Source organism: Catellatospora tritici (assembly GCF_019083965.1).
Taxonomy (GTDB): Bacteria; Actinomycetota; Actinomycetes; order Mycobacteriales; family Micromonosporaceae; genus Catellatospora; species Catellatospora tritici.
Map to the genome: position 1 here is coordinate 53,335 of NZ_JAHRCY010000010.1, position 24,029 is coordinate 77,363.

At 72.3% G+C, this 24,029-nt stretch carries 27 protein-coding genes; 18 read left to right on the forward strand and 9 right to left on the reverse strand.

Features of this window, described 5'->3' with window-relative positions; translation table 11 throughout:
• Window positions 1–287: 287 nt before the first annotated feature.
• Window positions 288–491: a transcription antiterminator/RNA stability regulator CspE gene (gene cspE, locus KUA19_RS22790; RefSeq protein ID WP_217398745.1), complete on the forward strand. Its 204-nt coding sequence runs from the start codon at window positions 288–290 to the stop codon at window positions 489–491.
• Window positions 492–710: 219 nt separating this feature from the next.
• Here the strand turns inward: cspE and KUA19_RS22795 are convergent, their stop codons facing one another.
• A complete protein-coding gene (locus KUA19_RS22795) occupies window positions 711–1,082 on the reverse strand; it encodes an Mth938-like domain-containing protein (RefSeq protein ID WP_217398747.1) in 372 nt (123 codons plus the stop codon).
• Window positions 1,083–1,168: 86 nt separating this feature from the next.
• Between KUA19_RS22795 and KUA19_RS22800 the strand changes: the two genes are divergently transcribed.
• Both KUA19_RS22800 and KUA19_RS22805 read left to right on the forward strand, forming a co-directional pair.
• Window positions 1,169–1,519: a hypothetical protein gene (locus tag KUA19_RS22800; RefSeq protein WP_217398749.1), complete on the forward strand. Its 351-nt coding sequence runs from the start codon at window positions 1,169–1,171 to the stop codon at window positions 1,517–1,519.
• 82 nt (window positions 1,520–1,601) lie between these two features.
• Entirely contained in the window at window positions 1,602–2,405 is an 804-nt protein-coding gene (locus KUA19_RS22805; protein ID WP_308167584.1) for an enoyl-CoA hydratase/isomerase family protein, read from the forward strand.
• Window positions 2,406–2,570: 165 nt separating this feature from the next.
• On the opposite strand, the gene KUA19_RS22810 is transcribed toward KUA19_RS22805, so the two are convergent.
• The 5 genes from KUA19_RS22810 to KUA19_RS22830 all read right to left on the reverse strand — a co-directional run bounded on the left by KUA19_RS22810 (window position 2,571) and on the right by KUA19_RS22830 (window position 9,770).
• Window positions 2,571–4,538 carry an APC family permease gene (locus tag KUA19_RS22810; protein ID WP_254549950.1) on the reverse strand — a complete coding sequence of 656 codons (1,968 nt, stop codon included), beginning with the start codon at window positions 4,536–4,538 and terminating at the stop codon, window positions 2,571–2,573.
• Between the two features lie 57 nt (window positions 4,539–4,595).
• The gene (locus KUA19_RS22815) at window positions 4,596–5,750 is read right to left on the reverse strand and encodes a low temperature requirement protein A (RefSeq protein ID WP_217398751.1); all 1,155 of its coding nucleotides are present in this window, start codon (window positions 5,748–5,750) and stop codon (window positions 4,596–4,598) included.
• Between the two features lie 249 nt (window positions 5,751–5,999).
• Window positions 6,000–7,238, reverse strand: a complete 1,239-nt coding sequence (locus KUA19_RS22820) for an MFS transporter (RefSeq protein ID WP_217398753.1) — start codon at window positions 7,236–7,238, stop codon at window positions 6,000–6,002.
• Between the two features lie 52 nt (window positions 7,239–7,290).
• Window positions 7,291–8,505, reverse strand: coding sequence for a Bcr/CflA family multidrug efflux MFS transporter (locus tag KUA19_RS22825; RefSeq protein ID WP_217398755.1), 1,215 nt, complete (start codon window positions 8,503–8,505; stop codon window positions 7,291–7,293).
• Complete coding sequence (locus KUA19_RS22830) at window positions 8,502–9,770, reverse strand: CynX/NimT family MFS transporter (protein WP_254549951.1); 1,269 nt, start codon at window positions 9,768–9,770, stop codon at window positions 8,502–8,504. The genes KUA19_RS22825 and KUA19_RS22830 overlap by 4 nt, the downstream gene beginning before the upstream one ends.
• Window positions 9,771–9,865: 95 nt before the next feature.
• Here KUA19_RS22830 and KUA19_RS22835 point away from each other — a divergent pair, with 95 nt between their 5' ends.
• From KUA19_RS22835 to KUA19_RS22845, 3 genes are read left to right on the forward strand one after another with little or no spacing between them, the layout of a single operon-like run.
• Window positions 9,866–10,525, forward strand: a complete 660-nt coding sequence (locus tag KUA19_RS22835) for a FadR/GntR family transcriptional regulator (RefSeq protein ID WP_217398761.1) — start codon at window positions 9,866–9,868, stop codon at window positions 10,523–10,525.
• Window position 10,526: 1 nt separating this feature from the next.
• Window positions 10,527–11,072, forward strand: a complete 546-nt coding sequence (locus KUA19_RS22840) for a nucleotidyltransferase domain-containing protein (RefSeq protein ID WP_217398763.1) — start codon at window positions 10,527–10,529, stop codon at window positions 11,070–11,072.
• A 42-nt stretch (window positions 11,073–11,114) separates the two neighbouring features.
• A complete protein-coding gene (locus KUA19_RS22845) occupies window positions 11,115–11,909 on the forward strand; it encodes a class I SAM-dependent methyltransferase (RefSeq protein ID WP_217398765.1) in 795 nt (264 codons plus the stop codon).
• A 60-nt stretch (window positions 11,910–11,969) separates the two neighbouring features.
• Here the strand turns inward: KUA19_RS22845 and KUA19_RS22850 are convergent, their stop codons facing one another.
• Window positions 11,970–12,401, reverse strand: a complete 432-nt coding sequence (locus tag KUA19_RS22850; RefSeq protein WP_217398767.1) for an OsmC family protein — start codon at window positions 12,399–12,401, stop codon at window positions 11,970–11,972.
• A gap of 187 nt (window positions 12,402–12,588) precedes the next feature.
• On the opposite strand from KUA19_RS22850, the gene KUA19_RS22855 reads away from it, so the two are divergent.
• Window positions 12,589–13,503 carry an SDR family oxidoreductase gene (locus KUA19_RS22855; protein ID WP_217398769.1) on the forward strand — a complete coding sequence of 305 codons (915 nt, stop codon included), beginning with the start codon at window positions 12,589–12,591 and terminating at the stop codon, window positions 13,501–13,503.
• On the opposite strand, the gene KUA19_RS22860 is transcribed toward KUA19_RS22855, so the two are convergent.
• Both KUA19_RS22860 and KUA19_RS22865 read right to left on the reverse strand, forming a co-directional pair.
• Window positions 13,494–14,510, reverse strand: coding sequence for a helix-turn-helix transcriptional regulator (locus tag KUA19_RS22860; RefSeq protein WP_217398771.1), 1,017 nt, complete (start codon window positions 14,508–14,510; stop codon window positions 13,494–13,496). The genes KUA19_RS22855 and KUA19_RS22860 overlap by 10 nt on opposite strands.
• Entirely contained in the window at window positions 14,507–15,073 is a 567-nt protein-coding gene (locus KUA19_RS22865) for an alpha/beta hydrolase (protein ID WP_217398773.1), read from the reverse strand. The genes KUA19_RS22860 and KUA19_RS22865 overlap by 4 nt, the downstream gene beginning before the upstream one ends.
• 167 nt (window positions 15,074–15,240) lie before the next feature.
• Between KUA19_RS22865 and KUA19_RS22870 the strand changes: the two genes are divergently transcribed.
• The 11 genes from KUA19_RS22870 (at window position 15,241) to KUA19_RS22920 (ending at window position 23,977) form a co-directional block, all read left to right on the forward strand.
• Complete coding sequence (locus KUA19_RS22870) at window positions 15,241–16,443, forward strand: tetratricopeptide repeat protein (RefSeq protein WP_217398775.1); 1,203 nt, start codon at window positions 15,241–15,243, stop codon at window positions 16,441–16,443.
• Window positions 16,444–16,776: 333 nt separating this feature from the next.
• Window positions 16,777–17,919 carry a cellulose binding domain-containing protein gene (locus tag KUA19_RS22875; RefSeq protein ID WP_217398777.1) on the forward strand — a complete coding sequence of 381 codons (1,143 nt, stop codon included), beginning with the start codon at window positions 16,777–16,779 and terminating at the stop codon, window positions 17,917–17,919.
• A 199-nt stretch (window positions 17,920–18,118) separates the two neighbouring features.
• Window positions 18,119–18,739: a cardiolipin synthase ClsA gene (gene clsA, locus KUA19_RS22880; protein WP_217398779.1), complete on the forward strand. Its 621-nt coding sequence runs from the start codon at window positions 18,119–18,121 to the stop codon at window positions 18,737–18,739.
• A gap of 13 nt (window positions 18,740–18,752) precedes the next feature.
• Entirely contained in the window at window positions 18,753–19,649 is an 897-nt protein-coding gene (locus KUA19_RS22885; RefSeq protein ID WP_217398781.1) for a DUF881 domain-containing protein, read from the forward strand.
• Entirely contained in the window at window positions 19,646–19,978 is a 333-nt protein-coding gene (locus tag KUA19_RS22890; RefSeq protein ID WP_217398783.1) for a small basic family protein, read from the forward strand. Before KUA19_RS22885 ends, KUA19_RS22890 begins: the two co-directional genes overlap by 4 nt.
• 8 nt (window positions 19,979–19,986) lie before the next feature.
• Window positions 19,987–20,856, forward strand: coding sequence for a DUF881 domain-containing protein (locus KUA19_RS22895; protein WP_217398785.1), 870 nt, complete (start codon window positions 19,987–19,989; stop codon window positions 20,854–20,856).
• Window positions 20,857–20,899: 43 nt separating this feature from the next.
• Window positions 20,900–21,277 (forward strand): glycine cleavage system protein GcvH, encoded by a 378-nt coding sequence (gene gcvH, locus KUA19_RS22900; RefSeq protein WP_217398787.1) that lies wholly within the window; start codon window positions 20,900–20,902, stop codon window positions 21,275–21,277.
• Window positions 21,278–21,442: 165 nt separating this feature from the next.
• Entirely contained in the window at window positions 21,443–21,883 is a 441-nt protein-coding gene (locus KUA19_RS22905; RefSeq protein ID WP_217398789.1) for an FHA domain-containing protein, read from the forward strand.
• A 59-nt stretch (window positions 21,884–21,942) separates the two neighbouring features.
• Entirely contained in the window at window positions 21,943–22,626 is a 684-nt protein-coding gene (gene ftsR / locus KUA19_RS22910) for a transcriptional regulator FtsR (protein ID WP_217399235.1), read from the forward strand.
• Between the two features lie 134 nt (window positions 22,627–22,760).
• Window positions 22,761–23,225, forward strand: a complete 465-nt coding sequence (locus KUA19_RS22915) for a bifunctional nuclease family protein (RefSeq protein ID WP_217398791.1) — start codon at window positions 22,761–22,763, stop codon at window positions 23,223–23,225.
• A gap of 161 nt (window positions 23,226–23,386) precedes the next feature.
• Window positions 23,387–23,977, forward strand: a complete 591-nt coding sequence (locus tag KUA19_RS22920) for a MerR family transcriptional regulator (protein WP_372451827.1) — start codon at window positions 23,387–23,389, stop codon at window positions 23,975–23,977.
• The last annotated feature ends 52 nt before the right edge of the window (window positions 23,978–24,029 follow it).

Genomic DNA, 24,029 nt, shown 5'->3' on the forward strand with positions numbered 1-24,029 from the left:
GCGGGCGCGGCCTGGCGGGATTCCGACAGGCCGCGCCCGTGGTCGGCGAGGTCAGCGACCTTGCGGCCGAGGGCACGCCGGGCGGAATCTGTCACCCGGTGGTGCCGCGATTTTCGACACGTGGCACGCTAGCCCCACAGGCTTGCGGATTCGTGTTACATTCGCCCCGTTATAGCCATCACCTCCCGTATACCCGACCGAGCGCCCGCGGGGAAACCGACCCGGGCGCCGTCTGTGCTGCGGAGCGGCGAAGGCGAAACAAGCAGCCTCAACAAGGAGTATCAGACATGGCTGTCGGCACCGTGAAATGGTTCAACGCGGAAAAGGGCTTCGGCTTCATCACCCCTGACGGCGGGGGCGCGGACGTGTTCGCCCACTTCTCCGCCATCCAGTCCAGCGGCTACCGCAGCCTGGATGAGAACCAGCGGGTCGAGTTCGAGATCACCCAGGGGCAGAAGGGCCCGCAGGCGGCCAACATCCGCCCGCTCTGACCCCCGAGAGCCGGGTGGGCGCGTTCCCGCGCCCGGCGGCGCCCCCCCCCCCCCCGCCCCCCCCCCCCCCCCCCCCCCCCCCCCCCGGGGGGGGGGGGGGGGCCCCCCCCCCCCCCCCCGGCTCTTCACTTCCCACGTTGATCATGAACTTGTGGACGTGTTCGACGGTGTGTCCCCACCCTGGCGCCGTGCTCGACTCGGCGGCCGCGCGCCGAGACGTCAGCAGGTGGAGTGGATGAGGGCGCCGACCGGGGTGCCCTCGGCAGCCAGATCGTTGTAGAGGCGTACCGCCTCCTCGGTCTGTACGATGTGGACCGTCACCCCTTGTGCATGCAGAGCCTGCTCGGTCTCGGGCATCACGTGCAGGCGCAGGTCCATGCCCCGGGAGAGCACTATCACGGTGGCTCCCGCCTCGACCAGGTCCACCACGTCGGAGGGCTGTACGCCGGGGAAGTGGTGGGTGCCGGTGGCGCCCCAGTCCCACTCTCGCGCACCGCCCGGATAGAGCATCACGTCGCGGAAACGGCCCACGCCCTCGACCTCGACGATGCCCCAGGCGATCGACACGACCTTCGGTGACTCCGTTGTCATGGCGGGCATTCTGGCACGCGTGCGCGCCGTCCGCCTGCCGCGTCCGTCTACACCCCACGAGCCGACGGGACGGCTCGGGAGGGCTCATGGCCCGCCGGTGGGTGGATCGCGGCGAGCCCGCGTCCCGGCTGGCCGTCACCGTGGTCGCGGCGCGCGCGGCCGCGCTGACCACCGGCTGCCTGCGGGTATGGCCCACCGACGGCCTCGCCTGGCTCCTGCCCGGCACCATCCTCGGTCTGGCCGCCGCCCTCTGCCTACGCCTGCCCGCCGCCCCGCGACCGCGCGGGTCCGGGCACCGGTCCGCCGCGGATTTCACTCCGTCGGGGCATCCCGTGGACCCGGCTCGTCGTGCCACCACGCCGAACACCTCCCTCGACCGGCTCGCCGCCATCGTGCGCGGTTGGCGTACGTCAACGGGACGCTGTCGTGGGGTGTGATTCCTTCCGGATCACCTCCCGAACGACGGTTCAGTTCTGAAAGACTCGCGTCCACCGGCCCGCCGCCGGTGGACGCGAGTCCGTGCCACGGGCACGCCGCTCAGGGGAGGCCGCCATCGACACGCCACGGCTCGAACTCGACGTGACCGGTCAGGTGGCCACGCTGACCATCGTCAATCCAGCCCGCCGCAACGCCATGACCAACGACATGTGGGCGACGCTGCCGGTGCTGCTGGGGGCGCTGCGCGCCGACGCGGGGGTACGGGTGCTGGTGCTGACCGGCGCCGGGGGCACGTTCTGTGCCGGGGCCGACATCACCGAGGTCGACCGACTGGTCGCCGAGGGCGAGCAGAGTCTGGCGGTACGCGCCGAGCAGGCGCTGGCCGCGTTCCCGAAGCCGACGCTGGCCGCGATCGAGGGTGACTGCGTCGGCGGCGGCTGCCAGCTCGCCGCCGCCTGCGACCTGCGCTTCGCCGCCGAGGGCACCCGGTTCGGGGTCACCCCGGCCCGGCTGGGCATCGTCTATCCGGCCTCGACCACGGCTCGCCTGGTCGCGCTGATCGGCCCGTCGGCGACCAAGCACCTGCTGTACTCCGCAGACCTGATCGACGCCGAGCGCGCCCTGCGCATCGGCCTGATCGACGAGCTGCACCCGGTGGCGCAGTTGGCCGACCGCGTCGCCGCCTTCGCCGCGCGCCTGGCCGAGCGTTCGCTGCTCACCCAGGTCGCGGCAAAGGAGTTCGTGGACGCGAGCGTGCCCGGCACGGTCGAAGCGTCCAGAGTGTCCTACTGGCACGACCTGATGCGAACCAGCGGTGAGGCGGCCGAGGGCATCGCCGCTTTCAACGAACGCCGCACCCCCGCCTTCGCCTGGTCGCCGCACTGACCCGCCCGACCACCCACCACCCCCCGGCCGGACCGGGCGGGGGCGGGGCGGGGCCGTTCAAGGTCATTCAAGTTGCCGGGCAATCGGGCGTATCTTGACCGTTCATACCCCCGATTGCCCGGCACTTGCGCGATCTTGGGGGCGGGGGCACGGCGGGGCGGGCGGTCAGCCGACGTGGACCTGGGGGCGGTGGGTGGCGTCGGGTTCGGCGCGGCGCAGGACTTCGCGGGTGACCGGGGCGATCTCGCCGACGCCGAAGATGAGGAACTTGGCCAGGTGGCCGACCGGATTGCCCTCGGTCCAGTGGAAGTACACGTGCGGCACCAGGTGGGTCGTCTCGCGGATCTGCAGCAGCACCGCCGCGATGGTGTTCGCGATCGCCGGACTCTCCACCTTGAGGATCTTGTAGCCGAACCGGCGCTCGCCCTCCACCCGCAGTTCGCCCGCGAACTCCGAGGTGTCGGTGAGCGTCACCTCCAGGAAGATCGCCATGAGCGCGTCGGGCAGGTGCGTCTCCTGTCGGGTGTCGCGCAGCTTCTCCTTGTACTCCTGCTCGTCGCGGGCGTCGGGTTCGTTGGGGACGATCCGGACGGCGCCGGTGGCGGCCGCCTCGCGCAGGATCATCATCGCCCGGTCGTCGAAGGTGACGGTGCTGGCCCGCAGCTCGAACGAGCGCCAGACCCGGGAGGCGAGCGAGGCCAGCAGGATCCCGAGGATGAACAGGCTCGCGATCTTCACGCCGTCCGGGCGCTCCACGATGTTGTCCACCGTGGTGTACGCGAAGATCAGCGTGATCAGCCCGAAGGCGTACGTCTGGAAGCGGTGGCCGCGCCGCAGCACCGCCAGCGTCGAGGCGAACGACGCGGACAGCATCAACACCAGCACACCGGTGGCGTACGCGCCGCCCTGGGCGTCCACGTCGGCTCCGAAGATGACGGTGATGACGAACGCGATGGCGGTGAACAGCAGGGTCAGCGGCCGGGCAGCCCGGGTCCACTCCGGCGCCATGCCGTAGCGGGGCAGGTAGCGCGGCACGATGTTGAGCAGTCCCGCCATCGCCGAGGCGCCGGCGAACCACAGGATGCTGATGGTGCTGATGTCGTACACGGTGCCGAACCCGTCGCCGAAGTACTGGTGCGCGAGGTAGGCCAGGGCGCGGCCGTTGGCCTGCCCGCCGGGCTGGAACTGCGCGGGCGGGATGAGCACGGTGGTGGCGAAGCTGCTCAGGATGAGGAACACGCTCATGATCAGCGCGGCGGTGGTGAGCAGTCGGTGGGTGCCCCGGATGCGGCCCTTCGGGTGGTCCTCGGTGTCGCCGGGATCGCCTTTGACCTGCGGCATCACCGCCACGCCGGTCTCGAAGCCGGACAGGCCCAGGGCCAGCTTGGGGAAGACCAGCGCCGACAGGGCGACCATCGCCAGCGGACTGGAGTAGTCGGCGTTCAGGATGTTCAGCCAGTCCTGTACGCGTACCGGATCGGTCATGACGTGCCCGACCGCCGCGCCCACCACCACGACGTTGAGCGCGAGGTAGACCGCGACCAGCACCACCGCGATGGAGATCGCTTCCCGGAAGCCCTTGAGGAAGACCGCGCCGAGCAGGCCGATCAGGACCAGCGTGATCAGCACCCGTTCCTCACTGAGCCAGCCTGGCGCGTACGGGTTCTCCAGCACGTGCGCGGTGGCGTCGGCCGCCGACAGGGTAATGGTGATCATGAAGTCGGTGGCGAGGAAGCCCAGCAGCACCAGCACCAGCAGCTTGCCCGCCCACCAGTTGAGCAGGCGTTCCAGCATCGCGATCGAGCCCTCGCCGTGCGGGCTCTCCACCGCCACCCGGCGGTAGACCGGCAGCGCGCCGCCGAGGGTCAGCAGCACCAGGAACAGCGTCGCGATCGGCGACAGCGCCCCGGCGGCCAGCGCGGCGATGCCGGGCTGGTAGCCGAGCGTGGAGAAGTAGTCCACACCGGTCAGGCACATGACCTGCCACCAGCGGTGCGGGCGGTGCTGCTGGTTGGGCCGCCCGTGCGGGCCGACCGTCGGGTCCCATCCGGCCAGCAGCCAGCGCCGGAACCGGCCCCGACGGCCGGGCGTCGGCGCGGGCGCCTGTGCCGACCTGGTTACGGTGTCCTGCATCGCCTCGACCCCCATGCCCATGATCTCGGCACGGGGGCGAAAAGTCGGGCGAATCGGTTATTCGGTACGAGGTCCCGTGGCCACCACGATCGCGACCAGCACCGCCAGCACGGCCGCGATCACGTGCACCGGCGCGCCCGTCACCGGCGCCAGCAGCGCCAGCACCGCGGCCACCGGATACGCCACGGTGACCGGTCCCCGTTGGCGCGGCCACACCTGCAGCACCCACACACTGAGCAGGAACACCGCGACCGGGATCGCGGTGGCCAAGCCCGCGGCCCGGCCGGACAGGTGGCTGGCGTGCGTGTCGTAGTCGACCGACACGGCCAGCCCGGCGCCGACGGCGGCAGCCGAGGCCAGGATCAGGTAGTGGCCGTACCCCCAGCGGAAGCCGGCGCGGGTCGAGGTGATCAGGTCGTGGGCGGGCCGGTCGAAGTAGAGCCACCACATCGCGAACACGATCACCAGCCCGGCCAGCGCCAGTCCGATCAGGCGCGGGTCGTGCCCGGCGCCCAGCCCCGACTCGATCGCCAGCGTCGCGGCCAGCACCGACTCGCCCAGCACGATCAGCGTGAACAGGCCGAACCGCTCGGCGATGTGGTGCGGGTGCCACTGGGTCGGCGCGGCCCGCTCGGCCCAGAGCGGCACTGCCAGCTCGCACACCACCAGCACGAAGAACGCGGGCAGCAGCAGGTCGTCCGGCAGCGCCAGCCGGGCCACCCAGCCGATCTGCACCAGCGTGATGCCCACGGCGAAACGCAGCGCGGTCACCCGGCGCGGTGGATCCTGTCGGGCCGCGCGCAGCCACTGGCCGACCATGGCCATCCGCATGATCACGTAGCCGACGGTGATGATCAGGAAGTTGCCGGCGTCGAAGGCGCTGGGCACGCCCGCGGCCAGGGTCAGCGCGCCCGCGATCTGGATCAGCGTGGTCAGCCGGTACGGCACGTCGTCGTTGTCGTAGGCCGAGGCGAACCAGCTGAAGTTCATCCACGCCCACCAGATGGCGAAGAAGACCGTCAGGTAGCCCAGGACCCCGTGCCCGACGTATCCCTCGGTGACGTCGTGGTGCAGGTGCGACGCCGCCTGGGCGACGGCGACCACGAAGCACAGGTCGAAGAAGAGTTCCAGGGGCGTGGCGGCGCGGTGCGGCTCGTACGGGTGGCGCGAGGTCATCGGCCGGTACAGGCGGCTGGTCTGGCTGGACACCATCGCAGGCTACGGCAGGGACCGGGTGGTTACCCGGCAGGCCGGTGCGCGCCCGGACCTGTCGCGGGAACGGCGCGCACCGGCCTGCCACGCGGGGCTCCGGCGCGCGTGCCACGCCGGACCCCGGCCCACACCGGAGGGTACGTCTATCGACAACCTGTTATGGAAGCGCTCCCATTCTCGCGCATGTCACAAGAATGTCAAGTCGCGGCAACATCATTCGGACGATCATGCGGACGGTCATGCGGACGGTCAGCGGACGGCGGCCAGGTCCACCCCGTCGTCCGCGGGCGAGCGCAGCGCGGCCACCCCACGCACCGCGAACACGCCGTACGTCGTGGCCAGCAGCACCACCACCGCCACCAGTGCGAACACGGGCAGGCCGACGGTCAGTGCCAGCAGCGGCGCCACCGCGATGGCGATCGGCTGCAGCGCGAAGTTGCCGATCGACTCCAGCGCGAACACCCGACCCTGCACCTCGGCCGGGAACTCGGTCTGCAGCGCGGTGAACCACAGCACCACGAACACGCCGATCCCGGCCCAGGCCAGCACCTCGGCCACGCACCACGCCCACAGCGGCACCGGCACCGCCAGGCAGAGCGGCAGCAGCGCGCAGGGCAGCAGCGCGTTCATCGCCCACACCCCGGCCCGGCGGGTGCGCACGCGCCCGGCCAGCGCCGAACCCAGCACCATGCCCACCGAGGCGCTCGCCGACAGCCACCCGTACGCGGCCGGGCCGAAGCGCTCCTGGCTCACGATCGGCACCAGCGTGTAGTTCGGCGCGAACAGGAAGAACACCTGCACCGTGCCCTGCAGCATGATCACCAGCGCCCAGGGGCGGCGGCGCACCTCACGGATGCCGTCGCGCGCCTCGCCCAGCATCGCGCCCATGCCCTTGCCCGCCTCGGTCTCGGCCACCCTGGGCAGCTTCAGCCACAGCAGCGTGGCCAGGCTGACCGCGAACGTGGCCACGTCCACCACCAGCGCGCCGCGCGCGCTCAGCAGCGTGACCAGGCCGGCGCCGATCAGGGCGCCGACGGCCGCGCCGATCCGCTTGGTGGACGAGTCCAGCGCGTTGGCCTGCTGGCGCAGCTCGGGGCCGACCAGCTGCGGCAGGGCGGCGCGGTGCGCGGGCTCGTACAGCGCGCCGCCGATGCCCAGCAGGCACCCGGCCACGATCGGCAGCCACAGCGGGCCGCGCGCGCCGAACGCGATCAACCCGAGCACACCGACGACCCGGACCACGTCCGACACGGCCATGACCAGGCTGCGGGAGTACCGGTCGGCGATGACGCCCCCGGCGAGCAGCAGCAGCACGCTCGCGGCCGCCTCGGCCGCCAGGATCACCCCGAACGCCTGCGGGCCCCGCGCGGGCAGGATCAGCGCGGGCAGGGCCACCAGTCCGATCGAGTTGCCGATGACACTGGTCACCTGCCCGGCCCAGAACGCCAGGTAGCGGCGGTCGCGCAGCAGGGTCGCGATGGTGCTCACGGCTGCATGCTCCCTGCTCGGTACCTGATGATCAAGCGGTTTCTTTTCTTGATCAGGCGGCTTCGGCCAAGCCGGGGCGGGTGAGCACGGTCAGCGCGACCGCCGACAGGCAGGCGAAGCCGAGCATCGTCACCGCCATCGGCACCCCGCCCGCCGCGCCGAGCGCCGCCATGATCGGTCCGGCCAGCGCGCCGGTGCCCGACTGCATCGCGCCCATCACCGCCGAGGCGGTGCCCGCCATGTGCGGGTGGTCCTCCAGCGCCAGCGCGACCGCGTTCGGGGTGAGCATGCCCAGGCTCGCGATGTAGGCGAACAGGCAGGCCACGACTGCGGCCGCGCTGCGGAGCTCCGCCGCGCCCAGCATCACGGCGGCGGCCACCAGGATCACGCCCAGCGCGGCGAACAGCAGCGTACGCGGGGCGTGCCGCCCGACCAGCCGGGCGTTGAGCTGCCCGACCAGGACCAGGCCGAGCGAGTTCATGCCGAAGATCAGTCCATAGCCCGCCGCGGAGATGCCGAAGCCCTCCTGCAGCACGAACGAGCCGCTGGACAGGTACGCGAACAGCCCCGCGAAGGCCAGCCCCTGGCCGAAGACGTAGCCCAGGAAGCGGCGGTCGCCGGTCAGCACCCGCACGCCCCGGCCGATCTCGACCAGGCCGCCGGTGCGCCGCCGCTCGACCGGCAGCGTCTCGGGCAGCCAGCGGACCACCACCACGACCATGCTCAGCCCGTACGCGGCGAGCAGCCAGAACACGCCGCGCCAGCTGGTGAACCGCAGCACCGCCGCGCCGATCGTCGGGGCGACCACCGGCGCCACCCCGAAGACCAGGGTGAGCCGGGAGAAGAAGCGCGACGCCTCGGCGCCGTGGAACAGGTCGCGCACCACGGCGCGGGCCACGGTGATGCCCATGCCGCCCGCGATGCCCTGCACCAGGCGCAGGCCGGTGAGCAGCCCGATGTGCGGGGCGAGGGCGATCAGGGCACTGGCGACGGTGAAGACGACCGCGCCGATCAGCGCCGGGCGGCGGCGGCCCCAGCGGTCGGCCAGTGGGCCGCTGACCAGCTGGCCCAGGGCCAGCCCGATCAGCGCCACGGTGAGCGTCAGCTGGACGGCGGCGGCCGAGACATGCAGGTCGGCGGCGATGCGCGGGAACGCGGGCAGGTACATGTCGAACGACAGGGCGCCGAAGGCGGACATGCTGCCCAGTACGAAGATCAGGGCGATGCGGTTGGGCGGGGAGCTTGGCACGGGTGTCGCGGGGGTCACGGATGGACCGAACCACGCCGCGGCGCGAGTTCGTGCCAGATGTGAGCGCGGTTACAGGCCTCGTCCTCCAGGTGGCGCGGCCGCGCGGCGGCCAGACCGGCGACGGCCTGCACCACGGCGGCGCCGACCAGGAAGCCCAGCGGCAGGGTCCAGCCGCCGGTGAGCTCGTACAGCACGCCGACGACCAGCGGACCGAGGGCGGCGATCAGGTAGCCGGTGCTCTGCGCGAACGCCGACAGCGCCACCACGCCCTGCGGCGTGCGCGCCCGCATCCCGATCATCGCCAGGGCCAGCGGGAACGCGCTCTGCCCGATCGCCAGCAGGGCCACCCAGGCCAGGGCGCCGGTGTGCGGGGCCAGGGCGAGGCCGACGTACGAGGCGATCATCGCGGTGGACATCAGCAGCACCAGGCCGCGCAGGTTGCGCAGGCGGCCCGCGATGGTCGGCATGAGCAGCGCCATCGGCACCCCGAACGCGGGCACCGCCGCCAGCAGCAGGCCCGCAGTGGTCGGGCTGAACCGCGCGTCGCGGAACATCTGGGCCAGCCAGCCCATGGTGGCGTATCCGCTGAGCGACTGGGCGCCGAAGTAGATCGCCAGCGCCCAACCCAGGCGCGTGCGCCCCGGCCGCAGCGGCTCGCCGTCGTCGGAAGCGGTGTCGCGGGTGGCCGCCCGGCGGCGGGTGGCCAGCCAGGGCAGCGCCGCGGCCAGGGCGAGCAGGGCCCAGACGCCCATGCCGGCGCGCCAGCCGCCCAGCGCGTGCGCGATCGGCACCGACACCGCCGCGGCCAGGGTGCTGCCCAGGATCAGGGTCATCGAGTAGACGCCGGTGAGCAGCCCGGCCCGGTGCGGGAAGTGTTCCTTGACCAGTCCGGGCAGCAGGATGTTCGCCACCGCGATGCCCGCCAGCGCCAGCGCGCTGCTGACCAGGAACACGGCGGCCGAGTTCGTGACGACCCGGATGAGCTGTCCCACCGCCAGCAGCAGCATCGAGCCGACCAGCAGCTGCGCGGCGGAGAAGCGGCGGGCCAGGCGCGGGGTGAGCGCCCCGAACGCGGCGAAGCTCAGCGCGGGCAGGGTGGTGATGGCGCCCGCGGCGGTGGCCGACAGGTGCAGTCCGGCGCTCACCTCGTCGAGCAGCGCCCCGAGGCTGGTGATGGCGGCGCGCAGGTTCAGCGCGACCAGCACGATGCCCACGCCCGCGAGCAGGGCGGCCCGGCCGCGGGCGGGCAGGGTGGTGACCCGCGCGGCGCGAGGTGCGATCATCTGCGGCACGGCGGTAGGTAGGGCCTCCACGGCTGTCGGCGGCATACCTCCGATCGTAGAATCATGGGATGAATTCTGAGCTGGAGATGTAAGCAATGACACTGCGCTCCCCGATGCGCCAGACCCTGGTGCCACAGGTGATCGAGCAGCTGCGCACACAGATCAGCTCGGGTGAATGGCCCGTGGGCAGCCGCATTCCCACCGAACCCGACCTGGCCGCCGCGCTGGGCGTCGGGCGCAACACCGTCCGCGAGGCGGTCCGGGCCCTGGTGCACGCCGGGGTCCTCGAATGCCGCCAGGGCTCCGGCACGTACGTCACCGCCACCCACGAGCTCACCGGCGTCGTGGCACGGCGCCTGGTCGACGCGGAGATGGCCGAGGCGGTCGAGGTCCGACGCGCGTTCGAGGTGGAGGCGGCGCGGCTGGCGGCGCAGCGGCGTACCCCCGCCGACCTGGACCTGCTCGACGAGCTGCTGGCCCGGCGCGAGCAGTGCTGGGCCGACGGCGACGCGGCCGCGTTCGTCGCCGCCGACGCCGACCTGCACATGGCGATCGTCACCGCCGCCCACAACGCGATGCTCGCCGAGCTCTACGCCTCCTTCGGCACCGCCATGCGGGCCAGCCTCAGCCAGCACTTCGGCGGACGGCTCACCGAGGAGCGGTACACCGACCACGGCGACCTGGTCGAGGCGATCCGCGCGGCCGACCCCACCCGCGCCGCCCGCGCCGCCGCCGCCTACCTCGACCCGGCCTAGCGTGCCTGACGCCCCGCCTCAGGCGGCCGCTGCGGCGTTCCGAAGTGACGTTCAGCTCGCGGTCATCGGGGAGGTCGTGGCGGCGGCGGGTGGGGCCGGGGTGCCGGTGTGGCTGCGTGGCGGGTGGGCGATGGACTTCTACCTGGGCGAGGTGACGCGGCCGCATCTGGACGTCGACTGGTTCTGCTGGGACAGCGACGCCGAGGCCGTGCGCGCGATCGTCACGGGCCTGGGCTTCACGGAATACGGCGACAGCCCGGCGCAGCGCGACTTCCTACGCGACGAGGTCGACCTGGGGTTCGCGCTGCTCGGACGTGGCGCCGACGGCCGACCCGTGGTGCCGTCCGGGCCGTACGCCGGGGCGCCCTGGCCCGCCGGGATGCTCGCCGGACCACTTGGCCGTATCGGCGACCTGACCTGCCCCGTCATCAGCCCGCAGGCGCAGATCGAACTCAAACTCCGCTACCCCGAGTGGAACCCCGCACTGGCCCGCCGGGACAAGGACCGCGCCGACATCGAGCTGCTCCGGGCCCGGCTCGCCGCCTGAAACCGGTTGCCACGCGGCCCGGTCGCGCCGAGCATCGGGTGCGTGCAGAACGAGATCGAGGACTACTACCGCCAGGGCGGCGAGACCCGCCGCCTGGACGCGGGCGCCGGACGCTGGGAGTTCCTGCGTACCTGGGACCTGCTCCAGCGCACCCTGCCCGCCGCGCCGCTGGCGATCCTGGACGTCGGCGGCGCCACCGGTGTGTACGCCGGACCGCTGGCCGCCCAAGGCCACCGGGTGCACCTGATCGACCCGATGCCCGAGCACGTCGCCGCGGCCGCCGCGCTGCCCGGGGTGACCGCAGCCGTCGGCGACGCCCGCGCCCTGGCCGAGCCGGACGCGGCGTACGACGCGGTGCTGCTGTTCGGTCCGCTGTACCACCTGGTGGCGCGGGGCGACCGGATCGCGGCCTGGCGCGAGGCCGCCCGCGCGGTACGCCCCGGCGGTCTGGTGGTCGCGGCCACCATCAGCCGCTTCGCCTCGCTGCTGGACGGCTACGTGCGCGGTTACCTGGCCCACGAGGTGTTCGCCCGGATGCTGGACCACACCCTGGCCACCGGCGAGCACCGCAACCTCGGCGACGACCGGCACTGGTTCACCACCGCCTACTTCCACCGCCCCGACGAGCCGCCGGGCGAGGCGGCCGAGGCGGGGCTCGACTTCGTACGGTCGGCGGCCGTGGAGGGTCCGCTGTGGATGTTGCCCGCGCTCGACGAGGTGCTGGCCGACCCCGCCCGTACCGAGCAGGCGCTGCGCCTGCTGCGGCAGGTCGAGGGCGAGCCGCACCTGTGGGGCGCCAGCTCGCACCTGCTCACTGTCGCCCGGCGCCCGGCGTAGGACGCGAACCGGCCCGGCCCGGGGCTCCCGCAGCAGCCCCGGACCGGGCCGGTCGGTGGATCAGGCGGCCAGCGTCGCCTTGAGCGTGATCTCGGCGCCGGGCGACAGCAGGCGGGAGATCGGGCAGCCCGCCTTGGCGGCCTCGGCCAGCTTCTGGAACTCCGCCTCGTCGATGCCGGGCACGTTGCCGGTGGTCTCCAGGTCGATGCGGGTGACGGTCATGCCCGCGTCGGTCTTGTCCAGGTGGACGTTGGCGTTGGTGACCACTGCCGTCGGCACGTGGCCGGCGTCGGACAGCTGCTTGGAGAAGGCCATCGAGAAGCAGCCGGCGTGGGCCGCGGCGATGAGCTCCTCCGGGTTGGTCCCCTCGCCCTCCTCGAAACGCGACTTGAACGAGTAGTTGGCCTGCAGTCCACCCTTGCCGGTCGCGATGGAGCCGGACCCTTCGGTGAGGTTGCCCTGCCAACGAGCTGATGCGGTGCGAATAGGCATGAGCCAGACGCTAGCTCACCACCGTGCGCCACGCCCCGCCAACACCCGCGTTCCGCGTTGCGCTGTTGCGCTTCTCATAGACGTTTGCCTATTACGAAGAAATTCGTGGGGAGGGCGGCCTGGGCGCGACAGAAGTTCCTGGAAAACCTGACGGAATCTGTCCAGGTATGCCGTCAGCATGGTCCTCATGCAGCAGAGACTTCACGGCAAGGTGGCCCTCGTCGCCGGGGCGACCCGGGGGGCAGGCCGGGCGATCGCGGTCGAACTGGGCCGCCTCGGGGCCACCGTCTACGCCACCGGCCGCACCACCCGAGCCCAGCGCTCCGAGATGAACCGCCCCGAGACCATCGAGGACACCGCGGAGCTGGTGCGCGCGGCGGGCGGCACCGGCATCGCGGCCCAGGTCGACCACCTCGACCCGGCCCAGGTGGCAGCCCTGGTCGCCCGGATCGACGCCGAACAGGGCCGCCTCGACGTGCTCGTCAACGACATCTGGGGCGGCGACCACATGACCGAGTGGGGCAAGCCGCTGTGGGAGCAGCCCCTCGACGGCGGCCTGCGGCAGCTGCGTCTCGGGCTGGAGACGCACATCGTCACCAGCCACGCCGCGCTGCCGCTGCTGATCCGTCGGCCGGGTGGCCTGGTCGTCGAGGTCACCGACGGCACCGACGCGTACAACGCGAAGTACCGGGGCTCGTTCTTCTACGACCTGACCAAGGTGTCGGTGTCCCGGATCGCCAAGGCGCAGGCCGAGGAGCTGCGCCCGCACGGCGCGGCGGCGGTGGTGGTCACGCCGGGTTTCCTGCGCTCGGAGGCGATGCTGGACCACTTCGGCGTCACCGAGGACAACTGGCGGGACGGGATCGCGCAGGCGGCGCACTTCGTACTGTCGGAGACGCCGCACTTCCTGGGGCGGGGTGTGGCGGCGCTGGCCGCCGACGCGGACGCGGCGCGGTTCAGCGGGCAGTCACTGTCGGCCACGGACCTGGCCCGCGAGTACGGCCTGACCGATCTGGACGGGTCGGTCCCCGACATCTGGCGCTACTTCGCCGACCACGGCGACGGCCAGGAGATGACCGGCGACCCGACCGGTTACCGCTGAGCGGGCGCTGGGGCGTTGCGGGCGGCGATGGCGGCACCGAGCCCGGCCAGCGTCACCCGCAGCTCCACCGGGGCCAGCACCTCCACCTCGGGGCCGAGCCCGAGCAGCTGGTGCGCGGCGACCTTGACCGACTCCACGGCCAGCCTCACCTCGCACCAGCCGGTGTCGTCGGGCGGGCCGACGTGCACGACCGCCTCGCCGGCCGCGGCCGGGTCGGTGACGCCGGGCAGGTCGCGCAGGCCCGCCGGGCTGAGCTTGAGCAGGACCGTCTCGCGGATGAGGGTACGGTCGAACGCCGCCGCGGCTCCGGTCCACCACCGGGCCAGCACGAATCCGTCGGGCCGGGGAAACGTCTCGCCGGTCGGCTCCGCGGCGGTGATCCGCGCCAGCCGGTAGGTGCGCGGCTCGTCCGGTCCACCGTCGGGTCGACTCGAAGACCCGCCGCGCACGTGTGCCACGACGTACCAGACCCCGGCCTTGAGGACGAGGCCGTAGGGTTCCAGCACCCGGCGGATGGTGGTGTCGTTGCGGCGGTAGCGGACGGTGACTCGCTGCTGGTTCCATACCGCGTCGGCGATCGTGGCCAGGTGGGGCACGTCCTCGGCGCGGCGGAACCAGCCCGGGGCGTCCAGGTGGAACCGCTCGGCGATGGTGCGGGCGCGTTCGCGCAGCGTGTCGGGCATGGTGGCGATCAGCTTGGCCTGCGCGGCCAGCAGCACCGAGCCCAGGCCCAGTTCGGCCAGCGCCTGCGGGGCCGCCCCGGCCAGCAGCGCGGCCGCCTCGGCGCCGGTCAGCCCGTCCAGGCGGGTGCGCCAGCCTGCCAGCAGCCGGATGCCGCCGCCGCGTCCGGGCTCGGTCCACAGCGGCACCCCGGCGGCCTGCAGCGCGGCCACGTCGCGGTAGACGGTGCGTTCGGACACCTCGAACAGGGCGGCCAGCTCGGCGGCGGTCGCCGAGCGCCGCTGCTGGAGCGTGAGCAGCAGCGACACCAGCCGCGACGCCTTCACAGCGTCCTCAGGAACTCGTCCATCCGCGCGGTGACGTGGGTCAGGTTCCGCGCCGAGGCGACCGGGTCGTCCGGGTGCTCCAGCGCGTGGTCCGCGCCGGGCAGCACCAGCTGGGCGGCGTCCAGCCCGGCCGCGACGGCGGGGTCCCAGCTCGGGTCTGCGCCGCCGCCGACCAGCAGGGCCGGGGCGGTCGCGGCGGCCAGCGCGGCGGCGATCTCCGGGTGGGACAGGATCGGGGTCAGCCAGATCGCGGGCAGCCCACGGGCGGCGGCGATCGGCGCGGCGAAGGAGCCGAGCGACTTGCCGACGAGCAGCAGCCGTGGTGCGGTCTCGGCGGCCAGCACCGGCTCCGTCTGCGCGTTCACCCAGGTGGCGCGGTCGATCGAGTGCCGGTTCGCGGGCGGCTGCCACCACACTTCCTGCACCGTCCAGCCCTGGGCGACCAGCACCGTGGTGGCGTAGTACAGCAGCGGCATGGCCGGGGTGTAGCCGCCACCCGGCAGCAGGACGGCGACGCGGTCGGGGTCACCGAGCCAGCGGTGGGCCACGGGGTCGTATTCCATGGCGGTGATCCTAGACAGCCGACTGGTGTCGGGCGGGCCGCTCGCCAGGAGCTCCATTCCCGACACCCGTTGCGGTTAGGCCGTTGTTCGGGCGGGCGTCGGCTGTCCGACCCTGTCGGGCGACTGGGCGAGCGCGTACCGTGGCCGTAGCTGGAGGGGGTGTGGGGATGCCGGTGGGGGAGTCTGTGCTGGCGCGGGCCCGCGAGCGGATCGCGTCGGGCGCGCTGTCGGCCGCGCACGAGCTGCTGACCGAGGCGCTGACCACCATGCCGCCCGACCCGATGGCGGCCGGGCCGTACGTGGCCGAGGCGGTGGTGCTGCAGACCGGGGTGCTGCTCGGGCTGAACGAGCCGTACGCGGCGCGCGGCTGGGCGGCATACGGCTTCACCGCCCACCGCGGCCTCTACGGCGACCGCGACCGGCGCACCCTGCACGCCCTGGGGCTGCTCGCGGCGGTGCTGACCCGCGTCGGCAGACACACCCGCGCCGCCCAGCGCTACCAGGACCTCATCGCCGCCTACGCCGAGCTGGAAGGCCCTGACTCCGACCGGGTGCTGGCCGCCAAGGCCGACCTGGCCACGGTCGAGCACGCCGTCGGCGACTGCCTGTCGGCGCGGCTGCGCCTGGCCAACGTGATCGCCGAATACCAGCGCCGTCACGGCAAGGTGCACCCGGTCGCGATCCGGATGCAGGCGCGGCTGGCCGCGATGTGGCGCGACTGCGGCCGCTTCGACGACGCCCACGAGCTGCTGTCCGAGGCCCGCCGATACGCCGCGCTGCTGGGCTCCGACGATCCGGTGCACGCGCTGCTGGCCACGGCCGCCGGCACCGAGGCCGACCTCAAGCACGCCTGCGGCGGGGAGATGGTGCCGCCGCCGGTGCCGCGCCCCGACGACGGCTGGTCCGCGCCCGAGGACGACCCGCTGCTGCCCGACGCGCCGCTGGTGGAGGCGCAGCCGGTGGGCGCGCACGCGGGCCACGCCTGGATGCCCCGCCAGCCCGAGTACGCCACCACGGCGCCCGCCCGCGAGCCGTTGCCGCACGAGCGGGCCTGGGCGGCCGAGACGGCGTGGCCCCCGGAGAACACCGCCGGGGCGGCCAGTTGGGACCACCTCACCCCCGCCTACGACGGCCCCGAGACGTCGTCGGCGCCCGGTTTCACCACCGCCTACCTCCCGCCGTACCTGGCCACGCCGGACTTCGCCACGCCGCACTTCTTCGCCCCGGAGCAGGAGGCGCCGCGCTGGGCGCAGCCTCCCGCCGAGGGCCGCTCGCAGCGCCACAACCTGGTGCTGATCGCCGCCTGCGTGGGAATCGTCGCCGTGACGCTGCTGTTCGTCCTGCTCATCAGCTCCGTCTCCCCCCAGTGAGGCAAGGAAGGGCCCCTTCTTATCGCTTCCGAGGTAGCAGGTGCCCTTCTTGACTTATCGCTTTCCGAGGTAGCAGGTGCCCTTCTTGACCGTTGACCGGCGGGCGGCGGCTGGGCGCGTCTGGCGGTCTACTGTCGCTTCTGGACGCGGCAGGCACTAGCATCGATCCCGGCCGCTGTCGCCGACCCTGGGAGCCGGGTCCGCCGGGGCCCGGTGCCCCCATGCGACCGACGTGTCCGACGTGGCGTCGCGGGGCGGCCGTGCTACCCGTATCTCCGGCGAGGCCGGATCCGCGTGGGCGGCGGGCGGCTCGCCTGTCCTGGAAGGACATCCATGTCCTGGCCCAAACTCAGGGCGGCGCTCATCGCGCTGCTCACCACGGTCGCCTCGGCGACCGCGCTGCTGGTCCTGTCCCCGTCCACCCCGGCCGCCGCGGCGGCCGTGCGGATCATGCCGCTGGGGGACTCCATCACCGGTTCGCCCGGCTGCTGGCGGGCCCTGCTGTGGAACCGGCTGCAGTCGGCCGGCTACACCAACATCGACTTCGTCGGCACCCTCGGCCCGCAGGGCTGCGGCGTGGCGTACGACGGTGACAACGAGGGGCACGGGGGCTACCTGGTCACCAACGTCGCCGACCAGAACCAGCTGGTGCCGTGGCTGGCGGCGACCCTGCCCGACATCGTGGTCATGCACTTCGGCACCAACGACGTGTGGAGCAACCGGGCGCCCTCGGTGATCCTGGCGGCGTACAGCAAGCTGGTGGACCAGATGCGGGCCGGCAACCCGAACATGAAGGTGCTGGTCGCCAAGATCATCCCGGTGAATCCGCCGAGCTGCCCCGAGTGTGCCCAGCGCACCATCGACCTCAACAACGCCATCCCGGCCTGGGCGGCGGGCAAGACCACCGCCCAGTCGCCGATCACCGTCGTCGACCAGTGGACCGGCTTCAACACCGCCACCGACACCGGCGACGGCGTGCACCCCAACGCCGCCGGCGACCAGAAGATGTCCGACCGGTGGTACCCGGCCCTGGCCGCGGCCATCGGCGGCACGACGCCGTCGCCCAGCGCGTCGGCCTCGCCCAGCCCTTCCCGGTCGCCCAGTCCGACACCCTCCATCAATCTGTCGCTGTCGCCCAGCCCGACGCGGGCGAGTTCGCCGCCTCCCGCCACCAAGAGCTGCTCGGCGACGTTCACGGTGACCAACCAGTGGAACAACGGGTTCCAGGGGGACATCACGGTCAAGAACACCGGCACGGTGACGCTGACCGGCTGGATCGTGAAGCTGGTCTTCCCGAACGGCCAGGTGATCACCCAGGGCTGGAACGGGACGTTCAGCCAGTCCGGTGCGACGGCGACGGTCACCAACGTGGCCTGGAACGGCACGCTGGCGCCGGGCGCGACCGCCTCGGCCGGGTTCCTGGCGTCGTGGAGCGGCATCAACGGCCCACCGGCGGTGACCTGCACCCCGCTCTGAGGCAGGAGTGAGGTAGGGCACCTTCGCGCACCCCGCGAGCGTGCGGGTGCCCTACCGCAGCCGGGCGGGGCGGAGGCGAATCCCGTTCCCGTGGTAGAACTGGGGGTCGTGATTCGCCGATCATGTCCGGCGATTCGAGTGAATACAGCCGGCCCGCGCCGGCTGTCCCTTTTGTGGCTGGCGGAGGGGGGCATGCGCTGTGACGCAGCCGCTGGAGACGAGCCGGCCTGACGGCGCGGTGGCGCGCGACCGCGTCTTCACCGTCCCCAATCTGATCAGCTTCGCCCGCCTGCTGGGCGTGCCGCTGTTCCTGTATCTCTTCCTCGTCGCCGACCGGATCGGCTGGGCCGTGGTCGTGCTGGCCCTGGGCGGCACCACCGACTGGATCGACGGCTACCTGGCCCGGCGACTCGGGCAGGTCAGCCGCCTCGGTGAGCTGCTGGACCCGTTCGCCGACCGGCTCTACATCCTGGCCACGCTGCTCGCCTTCACCCTGCGCGACATCGTGCCGTGGCAGTTCACGGTGGCGCTGCTGGCCCGCGACGTGCTGCTGGTGCTCACCTTCCCGGTGCTGCGGCGCCTGGGCTACGGCCCGCTGCCGGTGCACTACCTGGGCAAGACCGCCACCTTCATCCTGCTGATGGGCTTCCCGATCCTGCTGCTGGCCTGGGCGGTGCCCACCGGCGCGCTCCACGACATCGCGTACGCGAGCGGCTGGGCCCTGGCCTGGTGGGGCATCGTGCTGTACTGGATCGCCGGAATCTTCTACCTAGCCCAGTTCGCGGCCGTGCTGCGCCAGTCGCGGCAGGCGGCGGCCTGACGGGCGGGCGGCGATGACCGAGCCGAACACCGACCCGACCGAGCGGCAGCAGCCCCGACCGGGCAGGTTCCAGGCGGACATGCTCACCGAGCTGTTCCGCGACCCGCTCGACCCCGCGTACGCCGACGCCGCCCGCGCCCGCCGCGAGCGCAGCGGACCGCTGCCCGGCTGGAACCGCGGCACCCGCAAGGTGGCCAAGCTCGTCGCCCTGCTGATCATCGGAGTGGTGCTCGCCGTCGCCTACCAGCAGGTGATCGCGCGCGCCCCGGCCCGCGCCACCGCCCGCGCCGCGCTGATCAAGGAGATGAACCAGCGCCAGGCCAAGACCGACGAGCTCGCCCAGCAGGCCGAGCAGCTGCAGAACGAGGTGTCCCGGCTGCGCGAGTCGGCGCTGTCGGACACCACCGTGGCCAAGCTGCGCCAGCTGGAGGCGGCCACCGGCATGCGCAAGGTCGCCGGTGACGGCGTGATCGTCACCATGCAGGACGGTCCGAACGCCGCCTCGGTGCCCGAGGCGGGCGTGCTGGACGTGGACCTGCAGGTGGTGGCCAACGCGCTGTGGGCCTCCGGCGCCGAGGCCATCGCCATCAACGGGCGGCGGCTGAGCTCGGTCACGCCGATCCGCACGGCGGGTTCGGCGATTCTCGTCGGCAACGCGCATATCCTCGGTCCGTACGAGGTCGTCGCGATCGGTCCCCCCGATCTGGCCGACCGGTTCGACGAGACCGCGGCGGCGGCCTACTACCGGGCGCTGCGCGACGACAAGAACTACGCGGTGGGCTTCGACGTGAAGGAGCGCGACAACCTGGAGCTGCCCGCCGCCGTGCTGCCGCAGCTGCTGCTCGCGTCCGTGCCGAAGCCGACCCCGACCCCGACTCCCTCGACCTCACCCTCGGGAGGGCGCAAATGATCGCTGTGCTGGCGCTGATCATCGGGGTGGTGCTGGGCGTCGTGCTCAACCCCACCGTCCCGGACGCGCTGCAGCCGTACCTGCCGATCGCGGTGGTGGCGGCGCTGGACGCCGTGTTCGGCGGCGTGCGGGCCAAGCTCGACGGCATCTTCGACGACAAGCAGTTCGTGATCTCGTTCATCTCGAACGTGCTGGTGGCGGCGTTCATCGTGTACCTGGGTGACAAGTTGGGCGTGGGCGCGCAGCTGTCCACCGGCGTCGTCGTGGTGCTCGGCGTCCGGATCTTCGGCAACGTCGCGGCGATCCGCCGGCGGCTGTTCAAGGCGTAGGTGCGGCGATGACTGACGAGACGACCAAGCCCGGCGCGCACGACGAGCCGACCGAGGCGCTCACCTCCGCGCGCCCGGAACCGGACGCCCCGACCGAGGCGCTCACTTCCGCGCGCCCGGAACCGGACGCCCCGACCGAGGCCGAAAGCCCGGCCGAGCAGCCCGCGGCGCCCCAATCCGCGCCGTCGCGGCGGCTCACCGGCGCGGGCGCCCTGATCGGGCTGCTGCTGGTGCTGCTCGGGTTCACCCTGGTGGTTCAGCTCAAGAGCAACTCCGAGGACAAGGCGTACGCGTCGCTGCGCCAGGAGGACCTGGTCACCATCCTGGCCGACCTCGACGCCCGCGAGGACCGGCTCCAGCAGGACATCAGCGCCCTGGAGGCCAGTCGGCGCGAGCTCGTGTCGGGTGCGGCCAGCCGTGACGAGATCATCAAGAAGGCCGAGGAGCGCGCCGACGACCTGGGCATCCTGGCCGGGACGCTACCCGCGCAGGGGCCCGGGGTGCTGGTGCGGCTGGAGGACGGCACGAAGAAGATCACGGCCAATCACCTGCTCAACGCGGTTCAGGAGCTGCGCGGGGCGGGCGCCGAGGCGATCCAGATCGATGCCCCGGGCGGCTCGGTGCGGGTCATCGCCTCGACGTCGTTCGTCGACGCCGACGGCGGGATCGTGGTCGACGGAGTGAAGTTGACCGGGCCGTACTCGATCAAGGCCATCGGCGAGCCTCGCGACGTTGCGATCGCGATGCGGTTTCCCGGTGGGGTGGTTGACGATGTGACTCGCGACGGCGGTAACGTGATCGTCAGCGAACCCGGCACGGTCGACATCGCGACCGTCCGGTCCGCACCGACTTTGGAGTACGCCAAGCCCGTCTCCTGACGGGTAAGTGCCGCACAACGGCCGAAGCACGAGGGGGACCACCGTGATTCCTGAGGACCTGAAGTACACCGCCGAACACGAGTGGGTCTCCACGCAGGGCGGTACGGTCCGGGTCGGTATCACCCACTTCGCGCAGGACGCCCTCGGCGACATCGTGTACGTGCAACTGCCCGAGACCGGTGCCAAGGTCGACGCCGGGGACTCCTTCGGCGAGGTCGAGTCCACCAAGAGCGTCTCGGAGATCTACGCCCCGATCAGCGGGACGGTGACCGCCCGCAACGACGCGCTCGGCGACTCGCCCGACCTGATCAACACCGATCCGTACGGCGAGGGGTGGCTCGTCGAGATCGAGCCGGCCGACCCCGCCGCGGTGGATGCGCTTCTGGACGCGGCCGCGTACCGTGAACTGACCCAGAGCTGAACCAGCATTCAGCACCCCAAGCCAGCGCCAGCGAGTCCGGTTGACCCGCCATTTCCGGGGTGGCTAGGCTCGCGGGCTAAGCTCGCCGCTGTAGTCGAGTAACGCCGTGTCGGTATCCATAGCTGCACCACGCATGCGTGGCCTATATGACCGTGAGGTGGTCCGATGACGCGACCAGACGACGAGTTCCCCCAGCTCGACGTCACGTCGACCCTGCACCTCGGCAACCTGGAGGAGGCCCTGGAGGGGCCCGACTCCGACGTGGTGCCGGGGCGGGTGGCCGGGCAGCTGCCGCCGGGCATGGCCCTGCTGGTGGTGCGCCGCGGCCCCAACGCGGGCGCGCGGTTCCTGCTGGACCACGACGTGACGACCAGTGGGCGCCACCCCGACAGTGACATCTTCCTCGACGACGTCACCGTCTCCCGTCGGCACGCGGAGTTCCACCGCGACGGCAACACCTTCACCGTGCGCGACGTGGGCAGCCTCAACGGCACCTACGTGAACCGGGAGCGGGTCGAGTCGGCCACGCTCAACAACGGCGACGAGGTCCAGGTCGGCAAGTTCCGCCTGCTGTACGTGGCCGGCCCGCGCGCCGAGGAGGCATGACAGCTGCGGTGCCGGCGTCGGCCGGCGGTTCGGGTGGGCCGGCGCGGGCACAGGCGTTGATGAGCATCGGTGAGGTGCTCGCCGTGCTGCGTTCGGACTTCCCTGACGTCACCATCTCGAAACTGCGCTTCCTGGAGACGGAAGGGCTGGTCGAGCCGCAGCGCACCGCGTCGGGCTACCGCAAGTACAGCCGGGACGACGTGGCGCGGCTGCGGTTCATCCTGTCCGCGCAGCGTGACCAGTACCTGCCCCTTCGCGTCATCAGGGAGCAGTTGTCCGAAGGTGCCCACCTGGTGCAGGCGCGCCCGACGCTGGTCGCGGTCGGCGACGACCACCGCCCCGAGCCGCGCGCGGCGGTCGAGGAGCCCGCACAGCTGCGGTTGCGTGCCCAGGAGCTGTGCACCCGGGCGGGGATCAGCGAGCAGCTGCTCGCCGACCTGGAGCAGCACGGCCTGGTCACGGTGCGGGCCGGGCAGTGGTACGACGCGGACGCCCTGGCCGTCGCCGAGGTGGCCGGCCAGCTCGCCGAGTACGGGGTGCAGCCGCGCCATCTGCGGGCGTACCGGGTCGCCGCCGACCGGGAGGCGGGGCTGTACGCACAGTTGGTGGCGCCGCTGATGCGCCAGCACGACCCCACCGCTCGGGCCCGCGCGGCGGAGGCGGTGCGGGAGTTGACCATGCTGTCGCAGCGGCTGCACGCCGCACTGCTACGGTCCGGTCTCAACGACGCGCTCGGCGGCTGACGCACGCTCGAACGAGCAGAGCGACTAGGCAGGCGTGTAGCGTGCAGTAGGAGAGGCGAAGGCGCGGTGCCGCACGGGACTCCGTACGGGTGGGGCCGACCCGAGCCACAGGCAGACGCGACGGAGGCGAAACGGTGCGCGAGCTGAGCGTGATCGGGGTTAGGGTCGAGCTGCCTACCAACCAGCCGATCGTGCTGCTGCGTGAGGTGGACGGCGACCGGTACCTGCCGATCTGGATCGGCGCGGTCGAGGCGACGGCGATCGCGTACGAGCAGCAGGGCGTGAAACCGGCCCGCCCGCTCACCCACGATCTGCTGCGCGACCTGCTGCAGGCGCTGTCGGCGCCGCTCCAGGCGGTCGAGATCGTCGAACTCAAGGACAGCATCTTCTACGCCGACCTGCTGATCGGCGAGTCGGTGCGGGTGTCGGCGCGACCCAGTGACGCGATCGCGCTGGCCCTGCGGGTCGGCGCGCCGGTGCGCTGCGCGGAGCGGGTCCTCGACGAGGCGGGCATCATCATCCCGGACGAGCAGGAGGACGAGGTGGAGAAGTTCCGCGAGTTCCTCGAGCAGGTCCGCCCGGAGGACTTCGCGAGCTGATTCGCGTCCCGATCCGATCGCGCCGAGCGCGACCAAACGATCGGGGGACGAAAAGGTGACGCGTTGAGGCCCGATTGTGGCGTGTCGCGACGTTACCTCCCCGCCTGCGGCAGCCGTGCGCTATAGGCTGACCACGTCGACACTCGGCGGGAGGTAGTCGCATGCACCAGCTTCATGACTTCGGCATGCCCGAGGGCGGGGATCACGAACCCGACCCGGGCGGGTCACTGGGTTACCGTGGCGTGACCGCGTGCCACGCGGTTGGGATCAGCTACCGGCAACTCGATTACTGGGCGCGTACCGGCCTGGTGGTGCCGAGCATCCGGGACGCCTCGGGCTCGGGCACGCAACGGCTGTACTCCTTCCGGGACCTGGTCGTGCTCAAGGTCGTGAAGCGACTGCTGGACGCCGGAGTGTCGCTGCAGAACATTCGCCGCGCCATCGAGACGCTGCAGGCGTACGCCGCGGAGGACCTGGCCAGCATCACCCTCATCTCCGACGGCACGTCGGTCTACGACTGCCGCTCGCCCGAGGAGGTCGTCGACCTGCTGCAGGGCGGCCAGGGCGTGTTCGGCATAGCCATCGGCGGCGCGTTCAAGGAGATCCAGGGCTCGCTGTCGCACCTGCCCGCCGAGCGCGGCACCGAGGTGGACGAGCCCGTGGCGACCCCGGCCCCGTTCGCGCCGGCGGTGCTGCCGCTGGGTGTCACCGACGAGCTGGCCGCGCGCCGGGCCCGCCGCCGCGCGGGTTGAGCCACGGTAGGTCGTGAATCACACTCCGTATGGAGTTCACTCCCGTCTGTTA

Bases quoted from the DNA above. Each gene is read 5' to 3' on its own strand.
- cspE (WP_217398745.1), top strand. From the start codon at position 288: ATGGCTGTCGGCACCGTGAAATGGTTCAACGCGGAAAAGGGCTTCGGC.
- KUA19_RS22795 (WP_217398747.1), bottom strand. From the start codon at position 1,082: ATGACAACGGAGTCACCGAAGGTCGTGTCGATCGCCTGGGGCATCGTC.
- KUA19_RS22800 (WP_217398749.1), top strand. From the start codon at position 1,169: ATGGCCCGCCGGTGGGTGGATCGCGGCGAGCCCGCGTCCCGGCTGGCC.
- KUA19_RS22810 (WP_254549950.1), bottom strand. From the start codon at position 4,538: ATGCAGGACACCGTAACCAGGTCGGCACAGGCGCCCGCGCCGACGCCC.
- KUA19_RS22815 (WP_217398751.1), bottom strand. From the start codon at position 5,750: ATGGTGTCCAGCCAGACCAGCCGCCTGTACCGGCCGATGACCTCGCGC.
- KUA19_RS22830 (WP_254549951.1), bottom strand. From the start codon at position 9,770: ATGATCGCACCTCGCGCCGCGCGGGTCACCACCCTGCCCGCCCGCGGC.
- KUA19_RS22835 (WP_217398761.1), top strand. From the start codon at position 9,866: ATGACACTGCGCTCCCCGATGCGCCAGACCCTGGTGCCACAGGTGATC.
- KUA19_RS22850 (WP_217398767.1), bottom strand. From the start codon at position 12,401: ATGCCTATTCGCACCGCATCAGCTCGTTGGCAGGGCAACCTCACCGAA.
- KUA19_RS22855 (WP_217398769.1), top strand. From the start codon at position 12,589: ATGCAGCAGAGACTTCACGGCAAGGTGGCCCTCGTCGCCGGGGCGACC.
- KUA19_RS22865 (WP_217398773.1), bottom strand. From the start codon at position 15,073: ATGGAATACGACCCCGTGGCCCACCGCTGGCTCGGTGACCCCGACCGC.
- KUA19_RS22870 (WP_217398775.1), top strand. From the start codon at position 15,241: ATGCCGGTGGGGGAGTCTGTGCTGGCGCGGGCCCGCGAGCGGATCGCG.
- KUA19_RS22875 (WP_217398777.1), top strand. From the start codon at position 16,777: ATGTCCTGGCCCAAACTCAGGGCGGCGCTCATCGCGCTGCTCACCACG.
- KUA19_RS22885 (WP_217398781.1), top strand. From the start codon at position 18,753: ATGACCGAGCCGAACACCGACCCGACCGAGCGGCAGCAGCCCCGACCG.
- KUA19_RS22890 (WP_217398783.1), top strand. From the start codon at position 19,646: ATGATCGCTGTGCTGGCGCTGATCATCGGGGTGGTGCTGGGCGTCGTG.
- KUA19_RS22895 (WP_217398785.1), top strand. From the start codon at position 19,987: ATGACTGACGAGACGACCAAGCCCGGCGCGCACGACGAGCCGACCGAG.
- KUA19_RS22905 (WP_217398789.1), top strand. From the start codon at position 21,443: ATGACGCGACCAGACGACGAGTTCCCCCAGCTCGACGTCACGTCGACC.
- ftsR (WP_217399235.1), top strand. From the start codon at position 21,943: ATGAGCATCGGTGAGGTGCTCGCCGTGCTGCGTTCGGACTTCCCTGAC.
- KUA19_RS22920 (WP_372451827.1), top strand. From the start codon at position 23,387: ATGCACCAGCTTCATGACTTCGGCATGCCCGAGGGCGGGGATCACGAA.